This is a genomic window from Lawsonibacter sp. JLR.KK007, assembly GCF_036941135.1.
Classification (GTDB): domain Bacteria; phylum Bacillota; class Clostridia; order Oscillospirales; family Oscillospiraceae; genus Lawsonibacter.
Genome location: NZ_JAYWSY010000001.1, coordinates 1,415,614 through 1,441,630 on the forward strand (window position 1 = coordinate 1,415,614; position 26,017 = coordinate 1,441,630).

The 26,017-nt window shown below is 53.4% G+C and carries 19 protein-coding genes; 9 read left to right on the top strand and 10 right to left on the bottom strand.

All coding sequences use genetic code 11. The annotated features are described in order from the left end of the window. Positions 1–330: 330 nt before the first annotated feature. The 6 genes from VV088_RS07840 to VV088_RS07865 all read left to right on the top strand — a co-directional run bounded on the left by VV088_RS07840 (position 331) and on the right by VV088_RS07865 (position 5,433). Entirely contained in the window at positions 331–696 is a 366-nt protein-coding gene (locus VV088_RS07840) for a helix-turn-helix domain-containing protein (RefSeq protein ID WP_289424207.1), read from the top strand. 150 nt (positions 697–846) lie between these two features. Beyond that, the gene (locus tag VV088_RS07845; protein ID WP_289424206.1) at positions 847–1,620 is read left to right on the top strand and encodes an Ig-like domain-containing protein; all 774 of its coding nucleotides are present in this window, start codon (positions 847–849) and stop codon (positions 1,618–1,620) included. Positions 1,621–1,947: 327 nt separating this feature from the next. Next, positions 1,948–2,472: an RNA polymerase sigma factor gene (locus VV088_RS07850; RefSeq protein WP_289424204.1), complete on the top strand. Its 525-nt coding sequence runs from the start codon at positions 1,948–1,950 to the stop codon at positions 2,470–2,472. Continuing rightward, positions 2,462–3,145, top strand: coding sequence for a DUF4367 domain-containing protein (locus VV088_RS07855; protein ID WP_289424203.1), 684 nt, complete (start codon positions 2,462–2,464; stop codon positions 3,143–3,145). Before VV088_RS07850 ends, VV088_RS07855 begins: the two co-directional genes overlap by 11 nt. Before the next feature lie 81 nt (positions 3,146–3,226). Continuing rightward, the gene (locus VV088_RS07860; RefSeq protein WP_289424202.1) at positions 3,227–3,580 is read left to right on the top strand and encodes a hypothetical protein; all 354 of its coding nucleotides are present in this window, start codon (positions 3,227–3,229) and stop codon (positions 3,578–3,580) included. 389 nt (positions 3,581–3,969) lie between these two features. Beyond that, entirely contained in the window at positions 3,970–5,433 is a 1,464-nt protein-coding gene (locus VV088_RS07865) for a hypothetical protein (RefSeq protein ID WP_334600157.1), read from the top strand. A 222-nt stretch (positions 5,434–5,655) separates the two neighbouring features. Here VV088_RS07865 and VV088_RS07870 read toward each other — a convergent pair whose 3' ends face one another. The 6 genes from VV088_RS07870 to VV088_RS07895 form a co-directional block, all read right to left on the bottom strand. Further along, positions 5,656–6,348, bottom strand: a complete 693-nt coding sequence (locus VV088_RS07870) for a hypothetical protein (protein ID WP_334600158.1) — start codon at positions 6,346–6,348, stop codon at positions 5,656–5,658. Positions 6,349–6,617: 269 nt separating this feature from the next. Continuing rightward, on the bottom strand, positions 6,618–7,400 hold the full coding sequence (locus tag VV088_RS07875; RefSeq protein WP_334600159.1) for a type II toxin-antitoxin system PemK/MazF family toxin: 783 nt from the start codon (positions 7,398–7,400) through the stop codon (positions 6,618–6,620). 75 nt (positions 7,401–7,475) lie between these two features. Then, complete coding sequence (locus VV088_RS07880) at positions 7,476–8,087, bottom strand: sigma-70 family RNA polymerase sigma factor (RefSeq protein ID WP_334600160.1); 612 nt, start codon at positions 8,085–8,087, stop codon at positions 7,476–7,478. A 15-nt stretch (positions 8,088–8,102) separates the two neighbouring features. Beyond that, complete coding sequence (locus VV088_RS07885; RefSeq protein ID WP_334600161.1) at positions 8,103–8,501, bottom strand: zinc-finger-containing protein; 399 nt, start codon at positions 8,499–8,501, stop codon at positions 8,103–8,105. Positions 8,502–8,712: 211 nt separating this feature from the next. Next, positions 8,713–10,869, bottom strand: coding sequence for a hypothetical protein (locus tag VV088_RS07890; RefSeq protein ID WP_334600162.1), 2,157 nt, complete (start codon positions 10,867–10,869; stop codon positions 8,713–8,715). 42 nt (positions 10,870–10,911) lie between these two features. Next, the gene (locus VV088_RS07895; RefSeq protein ID WP_334600163.1) at positions 10,912–12,240 is read right to left on the bottom strand and encodes a C39 family peptidase; all 1,329 of its coding nucleotides are present in this window, start codon (positions 12,238–12,240) and stop codon (positions 10,912–10,914) included. 97 nt (positions 12,241–12,337) lie between these two features. Here VV088_RS07895 and VV088_RS07900 point away from each other — a divergent pair, with 97 nt between their 5' ends. Continuing rightward, positions 12,338–12,490 carry a hypothetical protein gene (locus VV088_RS07900; protein ID WP_334600164.1) on the top strand — a complete coding sequence of 51 codons (153 nt, stop codon included), beginning with the start codon at positions 12,338–12,340 and terminating at the stop codon, positions 12,488–12,490. 11 nt (positions 12,491–12,501) lie between these two features. After that, positions 12,502–12,906, top strand: coding sequence for an MmcQ/YjbR family DNA-binding protein (locus VV088_RS07905; protein WP_334600165.1), 405 nt, complete (start codon positions 12,502–12,504; stop codon positions 12,904–12,906). Here VV088_RS07905 and VV088_RS07910 read toward each other — a convergent pair. Then, positions 12,888–13,505, bottom strand: coding sequence for an HD-GYP domain-containing protein (locus VV088_RS07910; protein ID WP_334600166.1), 618 nt, complete (start codon positions 13,503–13,505; stop codon positions 12,888–12,890). The two genes, VV088_RS07905 and VV088_RS07910, sit on opposite strands and share 19 nt — an antisense overlap. A gap of 63 nt (positions 13,506–13,568) precedes the next feature. Between VV088_RS07910 and VV088_RS07915 the strand changes: the two genes are divergently transcribed. Then, positions 13,569–13,919 carry a hypothetical protein gene (locus VV088_RS07915; protein ID WP_334600167.1) on the top strand — a complete coding sequence of 117 codons (351 nt, stop codon included), beginning with the start codon at positions 13,569–13,571 and terminating at the stop codon, positions 13,917–13,919. Between the two features lie 56 nt (positions 13,920–13,975). Here VV088_RS07915 and VV088_RS07920 read toward each other — a convergent pair whose 3' ends face one another. The 3 genes from VV088_RS07920 to VV088_RS07930 form a co-directional block, all read right to left on the bottom strand. Then, positions 13,976–15,043, bottom strand: coding sequence for an MSCRAMM family protein (locus VV088_RS07920; protein ID WP_334600474.1), 1,068 nt, complete (start codon positions 15,041–15,043; stop codon positions 13,976–13,978). 107 nt (positions 15,044–15,150) lie between these two features. Beyond that, positions 15,151–17,031, bottom strand: coding sequence for a group II intron reverse transcriptase/maturase (gene ltrA / locus VV088_RS07925; RefSeq protein ID WP_334599178.1), 1,881 nt, complete (start codon positions 17,029–17,031; stop codon positions 15,151–15,153). A gap of 714 nt (positions 17,032–17,745) precedes the next feature. Continuing rightward, on the bottom strand, positions 17,746–25,962 hold the full coding sequence (locus tag VV088_RS07930; RefSeq protein WP_334600168.1) for a SpaA isopeptide-forming pilin-related protein: 8,217 nt from the start codon (positions 25,960–25,962) through the stop codon (positions 17,746–17,748). Between the last annotated feature and the right edge of the window lie 55 nt (positions 25,963–26,017).

Sequence of the window (26,017 nt, forward strand, 5' to 3'; positions counted from 1 at the left end):
ACACACCATAAACCTTTCTTCATAAAATTGTTAGTTGCCTGATAGGACTGCCGTATCTATGTGAGTAGATGCGGCAGTCCTTTTCTCAATGTGGGCACAGCAAATCCCAAGCACATTGCTTTTGTAATGACAGTGATTGACACCAATCATGTCAAGCCCGACAGGCATAAACTTGGCTGGACAACCAGGATGGCGGGTTAAGGCAATGTATCGCAGGAAATTCTACTGGGCACTCTCATTATATATGCTATGGATAAGAAATTCCATCCATGACCGATGTATTTTTTACGCTATGGCAGGTAAAATATTAAGCCATAGGAGGTGGGCTCAATGGACAAGCTGGTGCAAGAGATGGGGAAGCGCATCTCAGCACGCAGGAAGGAGCTCCGCTTGACGCAAGAAGAGTTGGCGGAGAAAGCAGGGCTGACAAGCCAGACAATTTCCACCGCTGAGACGGGATCCAAGGCATTGCGGCCTGAGAACATAGCAAGGCTGTGTGAGGCGTTAGACACCAGCGCAGACTTCCTGCTGTTTGGGAAAATATCTGACATGGATTTGGGAATGATGATGAAAAACATCTCCGACCTTCCTCCAGCGCAGTACCGATACCTAAAAAGCATTGTGAACAGCTTCATTGCTGCCGTTAAGACTTCAAATAATGATAAAGGTGATAGCGACAAGGAACAAATTCCATAAAAAGACTGTGGTCACCCAAAATATGGGCGGCCACATTGATGCAGCGAGGAAAAAATATGTCAAACATACAGATTTCACCTACCAAAATGCGCATTTGTATGATATACTGAAGCTGAAAAGTTGCGGTGTGGACGGAGGAGGTGGTTTCAAGTGGGTGACCCGGTCGGCTTTTGGGCAAATCTTATTACGATCATTTCGGCCTTTAAGAATCCGGGAGATTTGGTGCGTGCATTCAGGGGCTTACATAGACGCCAAAAGATTCTGGTTGCTGCGCTTTTGATTGTAATAGTGGGTGCGGTCTTCCTGATCTGGGCTGGCTTTACCGGGGCGTTCACCCCTGCGATTACCCGGGTGATGCTCAGCGATGACGTTCTGAATATAACCACAGGGGACGTTGAGGCGCTGTCCGCAACGGTTCTATATTCTAATAATACAGAAAGCAGCGAGGTTCATTGGGCATCGAGCAATAAAGCTGTTGCCCAGGTCGATGATAACGGCCAAATTACCGCTGTGTCCGCGGGTAGCGCTACGATCACTGCGCAGGCTTCAAATCGGAAATCTACAATGAGCGCAGAGTGTATTATTACTGTTACAGATCCGATGAATGGGTACTCTATCTCAGTACAGCGCACAGCAGTAGAAAATTACGTCTATATCTATGTTCAGCCGGAGGACGGTGACGTTTCGCAGATTACCATCTACGCAAAGGCCCCTTCCGGCGTAGTGCATACCCCGAACATTGACAGAAACAACCTATATCGCATTCACACAGAGACAGGTATATGGACGATCTATGCCTCGTTAAAAAGCCAACGTGGCACATATGAGGCGAGTAAACCTGAAGACTTTGTAACCATAGAGGTAAATGACATTTCTCCTACTGATATGGATGCGTTGAGCGCTGGCTTACCGATTTTGTGGTAGACACGGATAAATTGGCCCATACAGAGCAAGATATAAACCAATCCGAAAAAAGCTTTGACCTGCGGCTGTGTGAAGGTATGGAGCAGGCATTATGTGGGCGGTCATCTCTGCGAGGCAGTGTTTAATGAGGCCGCTTATAAGCGGCCTCCCGCAGCGGTACCGCTGCGGGAGCATGAAGAATCATAATCAGATGCAATTCTACAATATTTCTTGGCACCAACAATCCTAGATAAATCCCATGGGCAGCGGCGTATCCAGACGGCCAGCAGCAGAGCAATGGTCGTCTCCAACACAGTGACCACAGATTGAAAGCGGGGTGATTGATGCATGATTATCTACTTGCAAACGATAGAAGATCCCGAGAATAGAGAAAAGTTTGAACTGCTTTATGAACATTATCGGTCATATATGCTTAAAATTGCGAATAAAATTCTGGAAAACGAATTTGACGCAGAAGATGCGGTACATAATGCCTTTGTCAGTATTTCTGAACATATGGAGAAGGTCTACGATCCATTGAGTCATGCAACGAAAGGCTATGTCACGATTATTGTAGAACGGAAAGCGATTGATATTTATCGAATGCGCAGGCATTTTGTGAGCTTGGAGAGCATCGAAAACGAGATTGGTCTCTCTTTTCCACCGCCGGATGACGATGATGTGGCAAAATGTATTTCAAAGCTGCCGCCGAGGTACCGGCATATCATCATGCTGAAGTACTATCATGGATACAACGTAAAGGATATTGCCGATATGTTCGGCATGAAACCTGCTACAGTCAGGAAGCTGGATCAGCGGGCGAAGGCCAAGCTGGAGGAAATATGCCGAGAGGAGGGCATTTATGATCTCTGATGAACGGCTGCGCGAAGCTGCTCGGAAGGCCGAAGAGAGCCTGCTCGCCAGTCTCCCGGAGCCGGAGGAATGTGAGGCTACGTTCTCACCGGAGTTTGAGCGCAAAATGGAGAAGTTGATCCGCCGTACAAAACACCCGATCAGGCATCGGATCATGAAGGCCGTGGCGTGCTTCCTGCTGGTTGTTCTGGTCGGCGGAGGCAGTGTGCTGACCTTCAGTATGGAGGCGCGGGCGGCGTTTGTGAGCTGGGTGAGAGAAGTCTATGAAACTCAGATTATCTATCGCTTCTTTCAACCCAGTGGAGAAACCTCGAACGATATAGTCTACCGTCCTACTTGGATTCCATCTGATTATCAGATAACCTCTGAATTCATTTCAGATGGCCCTTCAACTATAAAATATAGGAATGAATCCGATAACATGGTAATCTTTACCTATTTTCCGGATTCTTCTTCTCCCGTAGTACAAATGCATCAGGATGGTATAGGCACTTATAAACAGGTTTCGGTTAATGGAGTTCCTGCTGAGCTTTATCTTGATCAAAATGATGGGAATACAAACGTTCTCATTTGGTTAGACGAAGATAGTGGCACGGCATTCCGTATTTTGGCACCTTTTAACGAAGATGAACTCATTAAAATGGCTGAAAGTGTTGAAAAACACGAATCTTAAAATTTGATAAAAATAGTGTCCAAAATCAGGGATTATCTGCGTTATATATTTATAAGGTGTTTTACGGGAGGAGGTGATTTAATGAAAACGAGAGGTTCAATTCTGGCCGTTCTTTTGATGATTTTGCTCATAAATACTGCAAACGCTCAAGAGATTCGGATAAATTCCGGCTACGTTGACATTACTTTCTCTGGCACTACTGCCAATTGTTATGCTGAGATTTCTGGAAACAAGGCTAGCGACAAAATTTCTGCTACTATAGAATTGCGTTGCGGAAATCAAACCATCAGAACATGGAACGTGTCAGATGACGGGAGTTTGTCCTTTTATGAAACTGTGAGTGTAACAAAAGGTAAAACGTACGAATTGGTAGTAGAATATACTGTCAATGGTAAGGCGCAATCATCGTTTTCTGATAGCGGAACCTGCAAATAATCTCCATATGTCTAAAAGTCCATATTCGTAGCGTAAAATTCGGGGCAATCGACATTGCCCCGAATTTTGCATAAAAGTTTAAAAATAGTGTCCTATTTTGCCATTCTCAAACGTTATATATAGTGAACAGGAATTTGGGTAATAAAACGACATAATAAAAAGAAGATGCTTGCTGGTTCAATTAAAACATGGTATGGATGCCATCTTCGTCCTAAACTGGAGCACGCACTTTAAGGCCAGCCTGGACATCAGGAATTATCTGCGCCAGCCCTTAACTGGCTGCGGTAAGCCTGATTGATTTTGAAGAGAGCCCCAAACTGATCTACCCTACTGGAACAGAGAAAGCAGTCTTAGAGGGAAGGTTTTCTCACCGGAATTGAGGTGTGTGTATGCAGATTGATACGAACAAGATTTTCCATTCGCCTGGTGGCACTGCCAAGCAGCCCAGAACCCATCGCACACAGAGCAAGGCACCGAAAAAAACCGTCGTGACAGATGTTGGATTGCGGCCGCAAATCAATATCTTCGACTTGAAAGGCTTCCAAAGCAGGTATTCTGTTATGGATGCGGCGACAAGCCTCTGGCAAAGGGAAAACACGATTGTTCAGAGGGATGACGCCGCCTCAGTAGCACGCCTGCAGGCACGTCTGCGAAGTGGCAATCTGAGGATGACGCCCACACAGGAGGAGATAACAGGCTACTTGTGCCGCCTCCGCAAAGATGGGCTTGATGGCCGGATTGACTGGCATGGGCTTGAGTCGGAGTTCCGCAGCTTCCGGGACATGCCGGCGGAGGAATTATCCGAGAGTTTGAACTATGTGGCTTCCCGCTATGTCTCAGTTTTGGATAAGCTAAGGCGCAATTTCACGGGGGCCGAGCTGGCAGAGCAGGAATCCATGCTGGAAAACATCTGGGTAGCTGGGATGACTGGCTTGATTGATGGATACACCCGGCTTTTGCAGAGCAACCTGGGGATTTCTGCCAGAGATGCACAAGTGATCCGAGTCAGCCTAGATGCTCTTGTCGAACAGCGGGTTCGCATATACCATACGCTGGTAGAGCGGACAAATGCGGCGGCGGCCCAAACCGGTCCGGACAGCTTTTGGCTTTGCAATCATGACGCTTATATGGCCACCCAGCTCCGGGAGGCTGCGGTGCCCAACAAGTCGGGGAGTCTCCCGGCCAGGGGAACATACTCTATCCAGGATCTGTCGGTGGCCGGACGGATTGCTCAGGCATACCAATCTGAGATTGAGAGTGCGTGTGCCGGCAGCCGGAATGAGGCCCAGCTTGCCTTGAACCTCGCCTTTGTAGACATGAAAGCAGAAACGCTGATTCAGAAAAACCTTGTCAGCGAGGAGATGGCGAAACTCCTGCGTAAATCACGCTTCCGGGGCCATTCTGTGGCCCTGGAGGCCCTGGGCAGGTACTTGGACAGCCAGATGGTTTCAAGGCCGTCTGACGAGCTTGAGCGCCCGTCTGTGGCCATTGAGTACGCTATCTTCCATGACATTTATAAGGCGATACTGAACGCATACTGTAAGAATGGCGGCAGCGGCCCGGAGGCACTTCGAGCTGGTGTTGAGCAGGGCGAGATCATGACAACGCAGGCCTATGCAAATAACCCCAAAGCGGCACGCTGGGGTGCTCCTATGAAGCGGTATTGGGAAACCTTTTATACAGTGCCAGATCCCAGGAAACAGACGCGGTCCGAACGGGAGATAGAGGAGCTGCTTGCCAAAATAGGCCGTTCCCCGCGCAGCAGCAACTCTACCCACCAGAACTACATAAATGATTGGCAGGCATTTTTGACAAGCATAGATAAAAGGACAGATATTTTAGAACTGTATTGAACTACAAGGTATGATAAACTTGATGCCTCTTTTCTCGTTTTTGTGTATATGGCCGCTACATGATTTGCTTACTTTGACTAAGGCCATGCTTTTTTCAAAGGCCTAATCAAATTTATTACATGATACAGGGTCCGGGTTTGCTAAAATAGCAAACCCGGACCCTGTATTGTAATGGATGCAGCTTCACGCCCGTACCTATTATTCAGCACAGGGATGCCTTTTTCATACGCTCTCAAAAATAATCTGCTTGCGGAGGTACAGGTTTGCAACCGCTATGGTCACTCTCTCCGCACTCTTGGATTCCCGCATCCGCACAGGGATATTGTAGCTGGTGGTGTCATCGTCATCGTAGAGGGCGGTCATCAGTTTTTCGTCGGTAGAAACATCCTTGACACCCAGTTCCTCACATTTGATCAACTCCGCCGTAGACAGCGGCTCCTGACGGGTCAGAGCGATGATCCGCGCCTCGGCCTCGCTGGGCCGGTCTCTGCGGAACAGCGAAAAGGCCCGGGAAACGGGAACGCCCCGAAGGAAAATCAGCTTCAGGAAAGCCGCCGCACGGAGGGGCAGGCTCTCTGAAAGCGGGGCCACATACAGACTGCCAATCAGGTCATAAAGCGCCTCAAAGTCCGTTTCGCCAGCTCCAGATGCCACAAGGCCCCGCGTAACCAACCGCTTCAGACAGTCGTGCAGGGTGCGGTATGCGGGCGCTCCGCAGTCCCAGGAGAGCCGGTCGTACTCCTTCTCTAACTGCGGGAATTCCGCAATCCGCCAGTTCAAAGCAGTCCACACCGTCATTTCCTGCATATCCACCAGATACTCCTCCTGGTTATTCAGGATGACCGGGTAGCTCTGCCCATTGTCATCCGTCTTGCGCCGGAAGTGTCCCACGGCGGTGTAATATGTTTTTCTCATAAAGAAACCTCCCAAAATATCGTGATATACTGTTTTACGTTGGGAGGCCACTGTTTTCAACAAATAGTCCAAAATTTTTTCATGTGTCTTTGCTGCAAAAAAAGATGGATGGGGATTGTTTGCACAATCCCCATCCGCACTTTAAGCAAAAAGTTAAATGTCTCACTCGTTCGAGCTGACAAGATAGGGCCTTTCACCCTCTGCTTAAAGTATAGCAAACTTCCCGCATCGTGTCAAGGTCAATTTGCCTACATCAGTATATGCAGAAATCAGCCTTTATTGCCTGAATCCTTCATAAGAGCGTCCAGTTTGGCTTGAAGCCGGGCGATCTCGGCATCTTTCTCCACAAGCTGCTCCGCCTGTGCTTTGACCTTCTCATTTGCTGCCTCGTTTTCTGCGAGGATGCTTTGGACATACTGCGAGGCAAACATGGCGGCCAGCTTTATACGGATACAGGTCAAAAGGTCAATGCCATCGGAAAAGATTGGCTTTTGTTCAACCCTATTCAGCCTCTGAATTTCAGAAGATCCGACAGTGTAATCGCGCACATTGCATTTCAGGTTGCTGATGATGCGCTCCTTGTGTACGGCCTTGATTTGGTGGAGATTGATGACAGTATCTTTAGGGAATATCCTGCCGTCTTTCTCCACTTTGATAATCACAGATTCAATGTCATCAGAGAAAGTCGGATTGTCATCTGAGGTAGTTGGGGCAACAATAACAGTATTAGAGAAATTGTAAAGCACAATAGCCGGGTGGGGAAAAGAAATTTCTGTCTGAATATTGGCGCATCCAAAATCCACAAAAACTTTATCGCCCCATTTATAGCGATATTGCCGTTTCCCATTTTTTGGCGCAAGCGTACCGGACTGGTTAAAAAAATCATTCCACAGTATGAAAGGGATTGCCTGTCGGTTGACACACGCGCCAACCAGCATTTCCGTGTCCGCAAGCGTAGTATTCAGATCCAAAGCAACGCTCGCTATATCATGGCAAATGAAATTGCCCTTTGAAGTTAACGCCGCTTTCAGTGCATTTTTATTGATTGGCATGATTTCTTTACCCCATTTCCGCTTGCAAACATATTCCAGATTATACAGCCTCAGACCAATTTCGTCAATCAATGCTCACGTTTTTTGCACAGATAAAGCAAAAAGGACGCCGCCCTCATCAATGAGAGCGGCGTCCTTTCTTAATTTCTCGGCGGCTCGGGAAATCCATGCTCCCACAAGAGTCGGCTTGACTCCATAGAGCCGTGCAATGTCAGTTCCGGTATAGCCTTTCACCTTCAGTTCCATCGCCTCAATGCCCAGCAGAGCCGTGCCGGTATAGCTGCGCCGGCCATGCTCTAAAAGCTGTTCCAGGAAGATCCTGTCCATTTGCCGGTCTGCGTCATCGCAGGAGATCAGGCAATCCTTTGGAGCACCATCCTCCCCGCATTCATCAATGGAAACCACGGGGGCTTTCCTGCATTTTGCCTGAAGCGAGCGACAGTGATCCAGGAGATGATTGCGGACAACCGTACCAGCGTATGTGTCAAACCGCGCCCCAGCCTGTGCGTCATAGGACATAGCCGCATGGCATAGGGCCACGCAGCCCTCCTGGTAGAGGTCGTCATAGCCCATACCGCAGACGCTTTCGTTGACATCAATATGCCGGTGAATGACCCAGTGGACTATCTGCATATGCTCTTCCACAAGCGTCTGCTGTTCGGCGGTCAGTATAATATTTTCTTTCATTCTGCATTCCCTCCTTTACGCCGCCTTGCAGGCTGCTCCGGTGAAGCTGTCACACAAGCGGATGACCTGCATACATCGGTACTCAGAGAAACGGGCAATGTGGGCCTCAGATTCCGGCAGGCCCAGCTGCACCTGAAGCCAGCGATAGGCTTCCTTTTTACTCATGTAGCCATCCTCCCACAGCCGGTTCAGGACAAGATGGGCGTTCCGGCGCATCTGCCGGAGTTTCCGGTTCGCCAGCGTTCCCATAGGCAGCCGGCTGTCTCGATGGGCGGCCACATAGGCGTCGCAGACCGGGTACCGGGCGCAGACATAAACCTCCTCGCCGGGAGCCGCACCCTGCCGAACTACCTGAGCAGAACGGCGAACCGCGTTCGCCCCGCAATAGGGGCAGCTGATGTTGATTTGTTTCATATGCGCACTTCCTTTCTTCACGCTGCGTTTCGTCAGTTCCCCCCATAGATGGGATGGACTGATTCAGTTTTGTCGGGGGTTGAGAGACTACCCCAAATTTATCAACTGCTTTAATACGCACCGCTCGAAGGAAAAAAGGGCATCAAAAATTGTGAATTTTTTGTAAACAAATTCAGGCGCAGAAAATTGTCCCGCCTGTAACCAACAGCCCCTATATGTTATCAGTCTGCTGGTCAGCCGCCGCAAGGCGTTCCGCGCATCTGGCGGCGTTTGTGCAAGTAAAGTACCGGATGGGGACGTCGCTGTTTCGGGCAATCTCGGCCACCTTGTAGTAGTAGGAATGGGCAATGTAGTTGGTCTGAATCCAAACAATATCCGCCCGGCGGATCAAGTCCGCGCTGGGACTGATATCACGCCTGATAAAGTTGACGCCTGGGAGCAGGGGGCGGATTGCCTTCAGCCAGTTATCGCTGCCGCCGAAAACCACCGTGCGCTGCCTGGCCTGATAGGGAAATTGAATCCCCTGTGATACTTCCGACTCCGGCTCTTGTCCGGAGGTTTGGTAAAACACCAGCTCCCGCAGGTCAATCAGTTCTTGACGCTCACTGCTGGCCTCGGCCTTGGCCTGCGCCAGTTCCGCCTGCCCCGCCTTGACAGCTTTCTCAGCCGTATGCAGGGCGTCCCAGGTTTGGGCAAGCTGTGTTTCCAATTCCTGTACCCGTTTGGACATCTCTTGCAAGGCCGCTGAATCTTCAGCCTCGGCATTCTCTGCGGCGGCCTCCATCATGCCCGTCAGCAGATTGTTTTCAATTATAAAGCGTCCCATCTGAAATTCTTCGACAAGATGCAGATATTTCTCCCATACGGGAACTTCTGCCTCCGGGATGCCAGCCCGCGTCAATGCCTCCGCCGCCTTGTCGGATATGGAGACGTGGCGCGGCATAATCAGCCCGGTCAATCCGAATACCAACTGCGGTAGATTGACAGCCCTGTATGGCCCCTCCGGGTCCAAAGGGTGGGGCATAATATCCGGCCGGTATTGCAGTTCATACAGACCAGCTCTTTTCTCATACGGCCCCCATGAGGTCGCAAGATCAAAGGAGCCATCGTTTACATCCGCCTCTCCATCTCCATAGCAAATCTCATACAGACCAGGGATACCGGGCGCCGCCATATACCAAGGCAGTTTCGCAACAGCGGCCATCAGCACAGCCAGAGCCGGCGAATACAGCCAGGGCAGGTCGCTCCCGGCTTCTACCATACACAAGAACGCAAAACAGGTTTCATACGGGTCATCTACGGTAAGCCCCTCCATAATCTGCCGTATCTCCGGAGGATACCGCTTTCCCCAATTCGCAATAAGCTCGCCCTCCATAACCGGCAGCAGATAGGCATATAGCCGCAGATCATAGTGGTCAAAGGTAAGCCTGTCCGCCTCATCCTGCTTTTCCAACCCCGTTTTCGCCAGCGTCTCGATTTCTTCCAGCCGTTTTTCCCGCTGGAAGGACAATACGACCGGGTGGACAGAGGGCTGGCTCTCCGGAGGAGATGCAAACGGGTATTGGGAAGAGCCTCTGTGAGTCAGATCTTCCAAACAGATGCCTCCGGCCTCGCGGTATTGCTGGTTACATTCGTCCGAGATTTGCCTGACCACGCTCCTGGCGCGCCGCTCTTTACGGGCATACTCCGCCATGCAGGCAAAATACCGGTCGATATAGTCCCACATTCTGACCTCAAAGTTTGCGGAAATCTGTTCGACCAGACCTGACGGGAGCATCGACATCAGTGTGTCAAAACGCTCCCTGTCTGTAACAAGGTTTTTAGATGCTGTCCACACCCCAGAACAGCGACGCCGGGCTGCGGCACCGCTGATCAGACCATAACTCTGGCTATGACCGCCATTCCGCTCCACAATCAACTGGAGTGTTTTTCGTATAACCGCCTCATCGTAGCGCGGCTCTGTATAATCCTCGACATACAGGTACTTACCTTTATCCTCGGGCAGATATTCATGGATGACACGGCTATTGCTGCACTCGCAAAATACATCCAGAAACCAGAGAGCTGCAGCCAAAGAAATATGACATTCCTCATCGACCATATTTACAGAGTCAGCAGGTGCAGCGCACAGCCTTGCCCATTCGACATCAATATCCAGTTCAGGATACTTCTCTGCATATCGGAATCTTGCTGTCTCCAGATAGGCCAGAGTAGCTGCTTTTCGCCGTCTTAGGATATCGCCGGACAGGTCGTATGTGGCCGCTCCATTTCCGCCCTCGGTCACCTCATTCACATATTGTATGGAATGCTTGAATTCTTTTGACACAAGCCGTATCGTTTTGGGGGATTCATTGATTTTATGCCCCATTTCATCAACCTCCTTGGGGGATAAATCGCTTAATGACTGCTTTTATGGCGCACCAATGATCCAGAAAGGCCCGCCCGCTGCCGCTCCTTTGCTGGCCTCGTTGAGTATGATGGACAGGTCCCACAGCTTCCCGCTCCGCTTATAGCTGGCGGGGTCAGCCACCAGGATTTTCCCGTCCTGTACCCCGCGGAGGACGATGAAATGTCCGCCGGTGGTAAAGTGCCCCTTAGTCATAATGGCGACCACCAGCTTACCGCTGCTCAGGGCGTCCAGGATGCGCTGGGGCTCGGAGGCCGTACAGCCCTCCACAGTCAGGCCCCACGCCTTGGCCGCGCTGGGAATCAGGGAATGGTAGGAACCGCTCTTGCTGCACCAACCGCCGTTTTTATAGGCCCACTCCGACATCTCAACCGGATCCACAATGTCGCTTGTCAGTGAGGACACCACAATGGACATGGAAGTGGGGCCGCAGCCGTAGCCGCCGATGTTGTCGGTGCCGTAGGGCTTGTTGGCCCAGCGTTCGTCCAGCTGGTTGAAGTAGACCACCTCTGTGGCCCCGTCTGTAAAGCGGACGTCTCCCAGAGAGGCAATCGTGGTGCCGCCGTACTCTGTGTACTGAAACAGCCCATCGCCCAGGAACAGGCTGAGGTTCTGGGCATAGTCGCCGGCCAGCGATTTCTGATCCTCGGTGAGATGAAACACGTTGTCCGCAAAATAGCCCTCCCCATTGTAGGAGAGAGTATAGATGTACCAGGTCTCTGTTTTGGTCTCCACCACGTCCGAGGTGTCCGGGTCGTCGTCCTCCACCGTCCGGGTCTCGCTGGTGCGGGTGTAGGAGTACAGATTGCTCTTGCCCTGCCGCAAAATGGCCTGCATATCGGCCAGGGAGATGGTGTCCCAGCTCTCTCCCTTGGCAGCGCAGTATTGGGCGATAAAGGAGTTGGTGTTGCTGGTCATATCGCTGGCATAGGGGTTGACGATCTCGTAGTTGTCGCCACCCGTCGTTGCAAAGTCCTGGGCGATCCGGGCCTCTGTGTCGGTGATGCCTTCGCCCAGCACCTCATTGACCGCAAAGGCGATGTCGTTCACGTTCTGGACAATGGCGGTGTTGTCGTTGAGGATGGGCTGGCTGGAGCTGCCGCTGCTGGTCAGGCCACCGAAAATCAGGGATGGCAGCATGAGCAGGAACAGCATCGGGAGCATGAGCAGCACAGCGGCGACCGCAAGGAACTTCCCGGCGTGCCGCCCCGCTCCCAGGACCAGCCCGGCCGCGGCCCCGTATGGCCCGCCTACTGCGGCCCCCTTTGCGGCGGCGGAGATGGCCTTGCCAGTCTTGATGGCTCCGTGGATGGTGTGGGCGGTGCCGGCCATTTGAGACAGGCTGCTTTTTTCTTGATTGTTCAGTCTTAGATACCTCCTGACCTTGTATGATAGTGATTATTCTGCTATAATGTCGCAGGTGATAGAAATGATTTACACTTGCGATAACTGCCACTTTATTTTCAGCCGCGTCAGCCAGCCGGAGCAGTGTCCCGACTGCGGGAAGTATGCCGTCCGGCTAGCAGACGAAGCGGAGCGGCAGGAATATGAGGAACGCCTGAAGGAGCCACGGGAGATTTAAGGAGCAGAGCCATGAGCCAAATATCTCAGCGTGAGCGGATCACGCAGTATATCCGGGAGACCTATGGAACAGAGGCGGAATACCTTTGGGCGGACAGCCCAGGTAGCGCGGTATTCCGTCACCCCGCGAGCAAAAAATGGTATGCCATCATTATGGATGTACCCGCCAACAAGCTCGGTCTCTCAGGTGAGGACCTTGTTGATGTAATGAATGTGAAATGCGGCACAATTATGGTCGGTTCTCTGTTGGCAGAGAAAGGATTTCGCCCCGCCTACCATATGAACAAGAACCACTGGATCTCGATTCTGCTTAACGACTCCGTTTCAGATGACCAGATATTCCCGTTGCTGGAGCTGAGCTATGACAGCGTTGCGCCCAAACATAAAAAGAGACGCACTCAAACAGCAGAGGAATAGACCGCTCTGGAGATTGCGCCGATGTGCTGGGCGAAGCAGGCCAGAAGCAGCGGATTAAAGATGCCGCAGGCCCCGGTCAATATCATCTCACTAGCTTGCTCCGGCGGGTAGGCCGGTTTGTACACCCGCCGGTGAATCAGGGCGTCAAAAGCGTCTGCCAGTCCCACCGCCTGCACCCATGGGGTAATGTTGTCTCCCTCCAGCCCGTCCGGATAACCGCCGCCGTCCCACCGCTCATGGTGGTGGCGGCATACGTCGCAAATCTGGGAAAACACCTCGCACTCCCGCAGCTCCGGCATCCGCTCCAGCAGGTCACACCCCTGTGTGGTATGGGTTTTCATCACCTCAAATTCTTCTTTGGTCAGAGGACCGGGTTTGTCGAGGATTTCCGAAGGGATGGCCCGCTTGCCGACGTCGTGGAGCAGGGCCAAGGCCGCATACATCCGTATCTCCGATACAGTCAGCGGCGGAATGACTGCGGCGGCGGAAAAAACGCGGAGCAGGCTGCCGGTCAGGTCCTGAAACTGTACGCTGTGGGGCGCGTGGTCAATGAGAAGCTGCTCCCGGCGGAGGATTTCAAATGTAGATTCTACGTTCAATTTTATATCACCTGTCACTTTCCTGTTATCATAGCCATTAACATACATATTTAGGAGATGCTTATGATGTCTGCCAAGTTCCCTGATTTCGTAGAAACTGATCTGAACATAATCAATGCTCTGTCATTCCGGCTGCCTGCCACGGCAGTGGGAATTGACAGCAATAAAATTATGGAGATCGTTGTGGAATACGGCGAGAATCCAACCAATACAAGTGACTTGATCGCCAACGCATGGGCCAGGGAAGTGGGGGCGGTCATCAGTGGATTTATCGCTTCCGTCCACTTGCCAGTCCAAAAAAATGAACCGCCTATGGAGCAGGCTAATCGAATCCTTGCTGCGCTGAACGAAAGCGAGACATTTGAGGAGCAGTTGTCTAAATTCATTGCTATGTTGATAAAAAACGAGCAGTAACAGCTGAGAGTGTAATAGGGCGGCTCCCATTTTAGAGAGCCGCCCCGCTTGTTGGTTTAGTAGCCAGTCTTGGGCAAAGGAATATTCGGTGTCAGCTTACGCACAATGGTGACCCAGGTGGCCTGCGCAGTCTGCCAGGTGCCCTGGTACTTGCCGCCCACATCGGCCCGGTTCACGATCTGGTAGCCGTTGGCGACAGTGCCCAGCACCTGCACCGTCAGGGTGGGATTGGCTACCGACTGGAAGCCCACAGGCACTTTGCCAAAATCCAGATAGATGTCCGTGACATACTCCCCGGCCTGGGTGGGGATGGCGTTCAGGCTGAAGGAATAGTTGCTGCTGGTGATCAGGTTGGACGCCAGCACCTGATAGGTGGCGGAGTAGTTTGTCTTGTAGAGGATACGGTAGTTCAGCCGGGCGCTGTAGGTGCCGGTGGTGAAGATGGTCGCCCGAGCCGCGTCGGTGGGAATGCGATCATGCCAATAATAGTTCTCAAGCGGCACGTTGCTGGTGTTCGCCACAGTGAAGTCGTAGCGCATCTGACTTCCCGCCAGTGCCTCAGCGTTGCCCCGCTTGGTAATGACCACGCCCAGGTTGGAGGGCTTATCGTAGTCACTTACTTTGATGATCTGGCCGGAATATTCCAGAGTTTCGTCGAAGACCGTGCCGCTGACCTGCCAATAGGCGGGAGCGGTCACCTCGACGATTTTGTATCGACCCAAAGGCAGGGGCTTGGAAGCGGCGACACCCCGGGCGTCTGTGGTGATGTAGTCCACTACTTTTCCGCTGCGGGCCTCGCTGATTTCGTAGACAGCCCCCTGGAGGGGAGCGCCGGCGGGTGTGCCGGTGACCTCGTTGTACTCGGCGGCATACTTGTGGATCTGGAACTGGCCGGTAATCGGAGTATTCTTCCACTCGATCTCAATGGTCTTGCCCGGCTGGACATAGACGGTCTTATATTCCTTGTCCAGTTCATAGCCGGGGGCGGCCTCCAGCTCGCGGATAAACAGCTTGCCCTTGCCTTGCACAGTGAGGTCGTCGATGTAAATGTACCCCTCATTATCGGTGGAATACTCCCCGATGGGGTTCTTATTCTGGTCATAGACCAGATAGCGATAGGTAATCCGCCGCTTTTACTGCCCTCATAAGAGGACAGCAGTCAGAGCGGATTTTCCCCCGCTTCGCACCGTGCGTGCGACTTTCACCGCACACGGCGCTCCATCAATGCAGATTATTTGTTGCGTGTATGTGAAGGAACCAGTTTTTCCCTATAACCGATAATTTTCTTCTGTGCTTTTGCATCAAACTCGCTTATATCATAGTTCGGGTTATTAACTGCGTCGAGGCATTTCTTGTGCAGGGATATCAGATTGTTGACACGATTTACCTTATTCAATGGGAGATTTGGGTTGACCCGGTGTGCCCATGGCATACTGGAAATAAGCCAGCCGCCGCAAACCCGGCACTTGAGTTTGTCACGGTTGAGCGCGTAGGCCCGATTCATAATAAACTCAAAGTTGTTAAGTTTTCCCCATTGCCCATATCTGGTTGCTCTGGCCGATTTTTCCGAGTACATTTCATCAAGGCGAGCGTGTATACGCTTCTTTTTCGTGCGCTCAAAGAAAAGTTGCCTGCCAGCTTCAGTGTAGGGCGTCTCTTCCTCCTTTTTGGGGATAGTTTTCTCCCATTTGCAAAAGGAAAGTGCGGTAAAACCGATATAAATATCGCGATATTTCATGGAGGGTATCTTTTGCTTATACTGCTGATGAACACGGGGAAGATTTTGCGTTTGATTTGCAGGAATCCACTTTCCCTTGTACTGCGTCAGGCGGCGTCTGGCAACGAATTGTAGCCTCCTGCTATACTTCTTCATGGAAATGTTCACCCAGGTACAGCATTGATCATATTGGATAATTCCCCTGATTTGGCTGTTGATGCGATTGATTGCGTCCACCATTTGTTCCCGGCTGTAATAGTGCGGGATTTTCTTGATGTCATGAGCAATCTTGTCAGTTTTCCGCCTTAATCTGTCTCTTTCTGGAATCGTTCTTGGAATATAGCCTTTTCGCGCTTTTCCCGGAACCACCTTGTATTCATAGCCAAGGAATTTGATGTACTTTTTTCGGATATCTGTTATCAGCGTTTTCTCTGGGGATAGTGTCAGCTTCATTTTGCTGTGGAGAAATATTTGCAGTCGTTTTTTCCAGTCCTCGGCATGAGCGCGTGTGTCTGTGATGATTATGAAGTCGTCTGCGTATCGGACGAGGAATCCTGGAATCAAGGCCGTTCTACGCAGACCTTTGTACTTGCGGTAGGGTTTTGAGAATGGATATTCTGTTTTCTTTATTTCCCACTGCTTGGTAATCCATTCATCCATGATGTCCAAGTAGACATTTGCCAATAGGGGACTAATTAACCCTCCCTGTGGCGTACCTTCCTCATTTACCTCACATTCATCCATGACCCCGGTTTTCAGCATTGCCTTGATGATTTGCAGTACCCGTCTGTCCCTTATCCCCATGTGATAAAGACGTTTCAGGAGAATAGCGTGGTCAATACGGTCAAAGCATTTGCTGATATCACCCTCGACAATCCAATGGTAGCCAGTATGATGAACAAGCAATTTTGCGCGTTCCAATGCCATAGGTGCGTCCCGCATGGGCCGAAAACCGTAGGAATGGGCAAAGAACTGTGCTTCGAATATGGGTTCTAACACAATCCTCATGCACTCTTGTACGATTCTGTCCCGTATGGTAGGAATGCCCAGCGGACGTTTTTCGGCTTTTCCTGGTTTGTCGATATACACCCGGCGTATTTTCTGCGGCTCAAAGTGCTTGAACGCGCTTTGAATATCTCGAATGACCCACGAATGGGAGTGTTGCAGGTAATCGCGCATGGTTTTGGAGTCCACACCGGGGGTTTCACTGCCGTGGTTACTTTTGATGTTGTGAATTGCTGTGATGATGGTTGCTTCTGCTGACATAATTTCCAGAAGTCCCTTGAGCGCTGGCCTTCCGCCCTCGTCATAGACCTTTTTGCTGTGCTGATACAGTTTATCTTGGAGCTTGCGTAATTCCGTTTCGGTTTTCGGGTAGTCGAATTGTTGTGCCATACGCACCGCCTCCCTTCGGAATTGGTGTTTCTGGTTTTAGTCAGGTATGCCTACGGCTTCCTCGACCTTCTGTTCACATACGAATCTGCACTGACTATGCCCCTTCGCTCCGTCCGCCTTATTATTGCGGACATCCTCGCTACTACGGGCTGCTGCCCCATGGATTAGCGGGTCATTTCCTACCCGCGCGGCGGAGGTGCCACTCCACTTACTTCAAAAAGATGAAGTGCCGTCCATGGTTCCTTTGTTCCCTATGCTTTAGCTTTACATATCGGTTTTAGCCCGTCCCTCTAACCCGGCTGCCATCTTTGACTTGTGTGATATTCTGCCAAAGACATTCGACCTTAATGGTTTTCTGCCGTTTTCCACAAATTCAAATTTCAACGGCGGCAGCACCCCTCATGGGGGCGGATGGCTGTATAATCATCCTGGCGTTTACGAGCCGTACTCTCAGGACATATGTCGGTTGCAACAAAACATACTGGACATGACCGATTTATAGCCTCCTGCGGCGCGATACCGTCTCAGATATCGCCTCCGCTCTTTACCGAGCTTCGCACGTTCCATATGACACTATGGACGCACGTCGGAGCATCAGAGTTTTGGTCACCCGTCACACCGGGTCAGGCAGGTTCTGCCCCTGCCGAATCAAGCATAGAGTTCAGATTTCTTGCGAAATCTGCCTTGTTTTATTGCGTATTTCTACGCAGATTGTCAAGGAACAAAGCGCGCGAATTTAACATCGTAAATTCCCTCGCCGGTGACAGAATTGACCTTATGAATGATGATGCCAGAGAAGGGGGCGTTGGTCACGGTCAGGGTGGTAGTCTTGCCGTCCTGAACGGTGAAGTAGTGGGGCGTGCTGTCGATTTTGAAGCCCTCCGCCGCCTCGATTTCCACAGCGTAGTAGTCGCCGGCGTCCATGGGCAGGAACACCCGGCCATTGTCGCCGGTAGTAATGGTGTCCACCAGCCCGCCGTCCATCCTGCGAATCTCAAAGGTCACGCCCTTAATGCGCTGGGATTTGTCGCTCTCGGAGACCTTAATCAGCTCCAAACCGCCGACAGGGGTGTTGTAGAACATCAAAGTCTGTACCTCACCGGACTTGATCTCAATGCTCTGCGGAGTGCTGTCCAGCACATAGCCGTCCAATGCCTTGGTCTCCTTTGCGGTGATGACCGCGCCGGGCTTCAGGTCAGAGATGGTGATGCGGCCATACTTGTCGGTCTTGTAGATGCCGTTGTTCGGGCCCACAAAAGCGCCGCTGCTGTCCGTAACCAGGAACTCTACCCCGGCCAGACCCTGGTCCTTGCTCCCTTCCACCAGCTTCTGAATCACCAGAGTCTGGGTGGGGGTGTTGTAAAAGGTGAGGTACTGAGTGTCGTCCGCGTTGACCTTCACCGTCTGGGACTTGGTGTTGGGGTCGATGATGTAGCCGGGGATGGTTTCAATTTCGGTTGCGATGATGGTGCCGGTCACACCCTGGACGTTGATCTGGCCGTTGCTGTCGGTCACATAGATCCCGTTGGTGGAGACCTTGCCGCCATCCTGGTCCACATTGGTGCCGTCGGAATAGGTCAGCTTGAAGCGAACTCCGGCCAAAGGCTCCTTGGACACGGCATCCAGTTTTGTGATGACCAATCCGCCTGCCTTCTTGTTCCAGAAGGTCATCGTCTGGCCCTCGCCCACCTTGATTTTAATGCTCTGGGGGGTGCCGTCCAGGATGAAGCCCGCCAAAGTTTTGGTTTCCCGGGCGGTGATGGTCGTTCCGGGCTCCAGGTTGGAGATGGTGATGCGGCCGTCCTTATCGGTGTAGTAGTAGCCGTTGTTGGGGCCCACCACCGCACCGGAGCTGTCGGTGACCAGGAACTCCACGCCCTTCATGGGCTGGTTGTCTGTGCCCTCCACAAATTTCTGAATCGTGAGGGTCGTGGTGGGGTCGTTCTCAAAATCCAGATTGTTGCCGCCGCCTGTGCCGGTGCTGCCCGTCGAGCCGCCCGTATTGCCGGTGGAGCCGCCGCTGACCACGCTGTTGCCTGTGCCGTTTTTCAGGGTGATGGTCTGCGGGGTGGGATTGAGCACATAGCCCTGGGGGACCTTCGATTCCGTCACCACGACGGTGCTTCCGGGCACGAGGCCGGTGACGGTCACAGTACCGTCCCTACCAGTGGTGTAGCGGCCAATCAGGTTTCCATTCCCGTCCCTGACCGTAAACTCGGTGTTGGGGACAGGCTTTCCGGTGACAGAATCCCGCTTCGTCAGGGTGAGACTGCACAGGGGGTCGTTGTAAAACCGGAGAGTTTGCGTATCCTGGGGATTGACCACAACCGTCTGGCTCTTGTCATTGGAGCCGAGCACATAGCCATCCGGACACTTTTCCTCAGTCACAACAATGGTCCCCGTGACATTGGTAATCTTGATCTGACCATTGCTGTCCGTAATATAGATACCGTTGGACGACAGCTTGCCGCCCTCAGTATCCACTACCCGGCCGTCCGCATAGACGACCTTGAACTGAGCACCCATCAGGGGGGCCTTGGTAACGGAATCCAGCTTCTCGATCAGCAGCGTCCCAGCCCTCTTGTTCCAGAAGGTGAGACTTTGCACCTCACCGTCCTTAATCAGAATCTTCTGCGGAGTGCCGTCCAGCACGAACCCATCTACCGTTTTGATCTCGCGGGCGATCACCGTAGTGCCGGGCTCCACATCAGACAGCACGATCTCTCCAGCCTTGTTTGTGTAGTAGATTCCGTCATCGGGACCCACCGCCGCGCCGCTGCCGTCGATCACCTTGAATGCGACCCCGGAAAGAGGCTCATTCTCGGTGCCCTCGATGAACTTGCGGATAATGAGGGTCGTGCCGGGCGTGTTGTAAAAATGGAGCGTTTGAACGTCATTGGGGTTGACCACTACCGTCTGCGTTTTTTCGTTGGGGTCGATGGTGTAGCCGGGAATGGTCTTGACTTCGGTTACCACCAGCGCGCCTACCACCCCGTTGATGGTGATTTTACCGTCCCGGTCGGTCATATAGATGCCGTTGCTGCTGATCTGGCCGTTTTCGTCGGGGACGAACTCACCGGTGGCGGTCGTCACCTTGAAGGTCACGCCGGCCAGGGGCTTATTGGTGACGGAATCCCGTTTGTCGATGACCAGTGCGCCAGCCTTGGAATTTTTCACAATCACCGTTTGAGTGTCGCCGTTGGGGCCAATCACCACGTTTGTGGAGGGATTGTCGATCACATATCCGCCGTTCGGCGCCTTGATTTCGGACAGTACATACGCCCCTGGGGCGAGGTTGGAGATGCGGATCTCACCTTGGCTATCTGTGGTGAAAATCCCATTTTGGGTGAGCGTACTGGTGCCAATCACACCGTCCAGGCCCACCTCGCAGCCAGCCGCCGTTGTGATACGGAACTCCGCGCCGGGAAGCGGCTTGTTGGTCAGGCTGTCCCGTTTCTGGACAATGAGCTGGCCCTTGGGCTGGTTTTTCATGGTCACGCTGACCGTCTTTCCCGCCTGGATCACAGCGGTCTGGGACTGGGTGTCGATCAGGAATCCAGCGGGGGCTTTGGTTTCGGTGATGACAACGCTCTTGCCGGGGGTCAGGCCCTCGATGCGCACCTCGCCGTTTTCATCTGAGCGGTAGACCCCGTTGGAATCGCCAATGAGGCTGCCATCGGAGTAGGTCACCTTGAACTCCGCGTTCGCCAGGGTCACGCTGGGATTGACACTGCACACCTTCCGGATCAGAAGGGAGCCGGTGGGCTGGTTGCGGAACTCCAGGGTCTTGGTCTCGTTGGACTCGATCTTGACCGTCTGCGGCACATCGTCTAAAATGTAACCGGGACGGGTACGGGTCTCCTTCACGACCAGCGTCGTGCCCGGCATGATGTCGGACACCAGGATCGTACCCGCGCTGTCAGTGGTAAAGTAGCCGTTGCCGTTTCCTACCACACTGCCGTCGCTGGTGGTGATATAAAATTGAATGTCGCTCAGCGGCTCACGAGAGATGCTGTCAATTTTCTTGACCAGGAGGGAGCCGTACTTGCTGTTGGTAAAGGTAAGAGTGATGCAGTCCTGCTCCTTGCCGCTGATGTAGGCGGTCTGCGGGGCGGTGTCCATGACGTACCCATGGGGCGCCGAGATTTCCTCGCAAACATATGTTCCAGCCTCCAACCCGGTGATGACGATGTTCCCGTTGCTGGAGGTCTGATATTCCCCGATGATAGTGCCGCCGCTGCCGGAGGTCCCGCCCAGGTAGCGGACGCGGAACCAGGCGTTTGCCAGAGGGGCCCCAGTGTCGGAATCAATTTTCCGGATGACGAGAGCGGACTTGGGAATATTTTCAAAGGTCACCTCAACCGAGGTGTCGTGCTCGATATAGATGGTCTGCTCGGAGGGCTCTTTGAGCATGAAGCCGGAGGGCGGTTCCACCTCGACGATTTTGTACCACCCAGTATCCAAGTTGTCCAGGTGGATGATCCCGTTTTCGTCCGAGTAGTAGAAGCTGTTGGTGAGCTGCTGATAGGTGCCGTTCTGGTTCTTGTCCTTGGACACCCAGATTTCAAATTTAGCGCCCTTAATTCCGTCACCGACGATAGAATCCACCTTATAGATGGTGAGACCGGGCTTCTTCTCATTCTCGATGGAGACCTCAGTGGTCTTGCCGGGCCGCAGATAGACCTCGTGGGGCGTGGTATCCAGGATGTACCCGGCCGGGGCCTGTTTTTCCGTGATGATATAGTACCCTTCGGTGAGGTGCTTCTGAGGGACCGTAATCTCACCGTTTGCGTTTACCGGGAAGTCCCCGATCTTTACCCCGGCCTTGGTCTTGACCTCAAAGATCGCGCCGGTCAGATGCTTGCCGTTGATGTCCACCTTCACGATTTTCAAGGTGGGCCGCTGGTAGTTCTGGAACTCCACCTGGGCCTCCTTGTTGGGGAACAGCGTCACCGTCTGAGGGGTAGTGTCCAGGATGTAATTCTCCGGAACACTCTGCTCAATTACAGTGAACACCCCGGGCAAGAGGTCGGTGATGACCACCTTCCCATCCGGCCCGGTGGGCTTGGTGGTGATGGTGGGGCCGTCCGCGCCCCGCAGCGTGAAGGTAACGCCGGGAATGGGATCACCGGTGTCCTTGTCCCGTTTGCTGATAATCAAGCTGGGCCGCTTGTCGTTGCTCAGACGCAGCTCGGAAACCTTACCGGGGGACAGCTCCACATGGTACTCGGTCTTGTCCAGGATGTGATCCGGCAGCGTGGAGGTTTCTACCACAGAATAAATTCCAGGCTCCAGGTCCTCCACGAAAATCTCACCGCCGTTTTGGGTGGTGCGGTCGATGGAGTGGCTGGCGTCCCCGATGGGGGTGATTTTGAAGGTAACGCCGTCCAGAGGCGTCCCGTCCGCGCTGGTCTTTACCAGCCGCAGGCCGGGCTTTTTTGTGTTGGTGAACACGAACTCCGCCGTGTCATTGGCCCGGAGATGGATGATGCGCTGGGCGTTGTCAATGACATAGCCCGCACACTCCAGTTCAACCACTTCGTAGGAGCCCTCGGGCAGCTTGCTCAGGTCGATCTCGCCCCTGCTGTCTGTGACGAACTCCTTGGGGCCGTAGCTTCCATCCACAGCCCGAATACTGAATTTTACGCCGGGGATGGTCTTGGAGGGGTCGGCGCTGTCCACCTTCACCAGCTTCATGCCGGGCAGCACATCGTTGAAGAAAAACAGCTCCTTGACGCCGCAGCCGGCGGTCAGCTCGATCTCCTGGGGAGCCGTATCCTTGATATGGCTGTCGTCCCCGGTGTCTACCTCGACCGCCCGATAGGTGCCGGGTTCGATGCCGGTCAGCAGGATCTCACCGCTGCCGTTCGTCTCATAGTGGCCCAGGGAAACGCCGTCGCGGAAAATCTCAAAGGTGACGCCGCTCATGGGCTTGTGGCTCTGCCGGTCATATTTCAGGATTTTCAAACCGACCTTCGCCAGATTTTTGAACACCAGCGGGCCAGCCGGAATGGGATTGCCGTTGGCGTCCAGCTCCAGCTTGATCTGCTGCACTTCGGTGGTAGGCTCGTAATTGGGGGGCGGAATCAGCTCTGTCACGGCATATTCTCCGGGCTTGATGTACTTACCAGCCGCCTCGGTGGGGTCCCACCACTGGACGCTCTCCAGCACGCCGGCTTCATCGGTGTCAAACTCATAGACGCCGTTGGTGACGGAGGAGAACTTAAAGGTGGCGGGGCCGACCCCAGCGTTGGTCAGCGCGTCCCGCTTAAACAGGAGCGCCTTTCCGGGCTCAGGGATGCCGCCGTTCTCAATGCCGCTGGCGGGGCCAACCTGGGCCGCGCCTGCCTGAGTGGAGTTCTCCGGGGCCTTGCAGGTCACGGGAATGGGGGCGGCCAGCGGGGTACAGCCGGCGGGAGCTCTGGTCTCCTTGACATACAGCGTGACGCTCCCGCCATCCTCGACGATGTTGGGGACGGATGTGCTCGCCGTCCCGTCGGAGCCGGTGGTCATCACGGCCAGAGGGGTCCCGGTGCAGGAGGGGTCCGCATAGACGGAGAACTCCGCGCCGGAGAGGGGCTGCTTATCTTTTGCCGCGATTTTCTTCAGCTTCAGATAGACGGGCTTTTTCTCCGTGATGGTCGTGCCATTGGTGAATGTCACCTTGGACGCGCCGCCGCTGCTGATAAACTTTTTGGCGGACATATCGGCGGTGCCGCCGGTGCCGCTAATATTGGTCAGCTGGGAGGAGTCATCCTCATGCACCTCAAATCGGAAGGAGGCGTCCGCATCAAAGACAATACGGATCGTTTCATCGGCTTTCAGGGAAAATCTCAGACCATTGCCAGTGTTAATCACCTGATCCGTACAATCTGTGTTATTTTTCCTTGCTGTATAGTTGGAGGGACTTCCCGCAGTATAGGTTACAGTGAAGCTCCATGTCTTGCCAGCGGGAATAGATGCCCCAGACTTCTTGGTGACTTCCAGGGAAGTCCCTGTGGGCTCCGGCCGCTCAAAGTTGAAGGGGGACAGGATGTGCAGGCCATAGGAACGCCGCTCGGTAAAGATCGTATCCCGGATCTTGGCGGCCTTCGTGATGCTGTCCACAAAGCTGTCCGCCTCGGTATAGCCGTTGGTGGAGCACAGCTCCTCGCCGGTGGGAGTGCCGTCCCCGTTCAGGGGATACTCCAGGAACTGGCCCTTGGACTGCCGCATCCACTGCGCCATGTTGCGGATGGTGGAGGACTGGTCCCGAATCAGGCTGCCCTTGACGGCCGCTTCATTGTTGTAGAGCGTATAGGCCATCATTTCCCGCAGGGTATAGGCGCGGCGAACACCGTCGGGGTCAACGAACACGCCGCCTGTCTCAATGATGATCCGGTACTTGGTCCGCAGGTTGCCGCTGGCGTCATGGACGTACTCAGACCACTTGGCGATGGCGTCATCCTTGCTCCAGCCGGTTCCGCTGCTGTTCTCACTCAACCGGCCCAGCAGGTACAGGAAAGCGTCATTGGGCTTGTAGACTTTATATAGGTTGCCAGGGGTCACAGGCTGGGGATCGGTGCCCCACATGGAGGTGTAGTCGCCGTCAATCCAGCTGGCAGACCACTTGGAGCTGTTGCAGTGGAACATCTGCTCCTTCTGCTGGTCGGTGATCCCGGATTCCCTCTGAAATTCATCTGCCGTGGTGACCCAACGCTGATTGTAGCCGCTGGTGGCGTCATAGGAATAAACGCCGCCCGTTCCACCTGCCATCATCTGGGCCGCGTTGGAGCCCCTGCCGTTGTACTGCATGGCACTGGAATTAAACCATGTGATTTTGCTCCGGCACTGTTCCGCAGTCCAGTTTTCATAGGTGCCGTCGCTCCAAACGACATTGAGGGGGGTGCCGACTACGTGCCAGGTGCTGTAATCGTTGTTGCCGATATCCTTTACCACGCCCTCGGGGAACTCGATCAGGGTAAACCGCAAAAAGGTTCTTTCAGGGTCAGTACTCCAGTCAACATTGCTGGTGGTGGGCTTCTGACCGCCGGGACTGCCGGGATTGAGGCCGCCAGTTCCGCCGGTGGGATTGGAGCTGCTTGCTTTGATGGGAGCCCGCTTGATACCGCTCGCGCACAGCTCAGTCAGCGTCGTATAGGGAATGACGCTGTAAGCCCGGTCAATGGCGTTGGACAGCTCGTACCGGAGCAGCCCCAGTGTATCATCCGGGGCATCATACTCCGTCCAGTCCTCATACTTGGGATAGACTGCGCCATCCAGCGTGTACTGGTACAGCTGGCCGGCGTCGCCCTTAGCCCGGTGGATGCTGATATCCTGCCTGGACTGCTGAACGACCAATGTATCGCCGTCCGACATAGCCTCCCGCTGGAGCTGGGCCAGCTGTTCAGCAAAAGCGAAGTTGCCGGCAATGACGTACTCATACCGGCTCAGCCTGGACGAAAACTGCCTTCCGCCGTCCCGCTTGTAGGCGATGCCGGGCAGGATGTCAGGCAGGTTGACAAGGATATCCTCCTTATCCACCCAGCCGGTCTTTCCAAGTTTGCCGCCTTCCCAGCCGGTCACGCTGCCGCTGTCATCAACGGCCAGACCGACTTTGACGCGCTCGCCGCCGCTGTACTCCAGCAGGGCGAAGGGGAGGGGGGCCGCCCCGCCCGAGGCAGGGATGGTGGTGGTCTGCGTGCTGCCGCTCTCAGTGCTGTAAACGGTCAGCGGTTGGTGTGTGCCGTTCCAGCCAGTGGCGCCGGCGATGTTGACCTCGAAATCACCGGTGGGGGCGTAAACGGGGGTGCTGGCCGCTGAGCCAGCCGATGTCCTCTCAGCGGCGAATGCGGTGGCCGGGAGCATTCCAGCCACGGTGATCACCGCCAACAGGCCGGAAAGGGCTCGCCTCCACTTGTTTTTGATGCTCTGGGAGAGAGATTTCAACATTAAGCGTTTCCTCCTTAATCAATTTGTGAGCACAAAGGAAGGACTGCACATCATC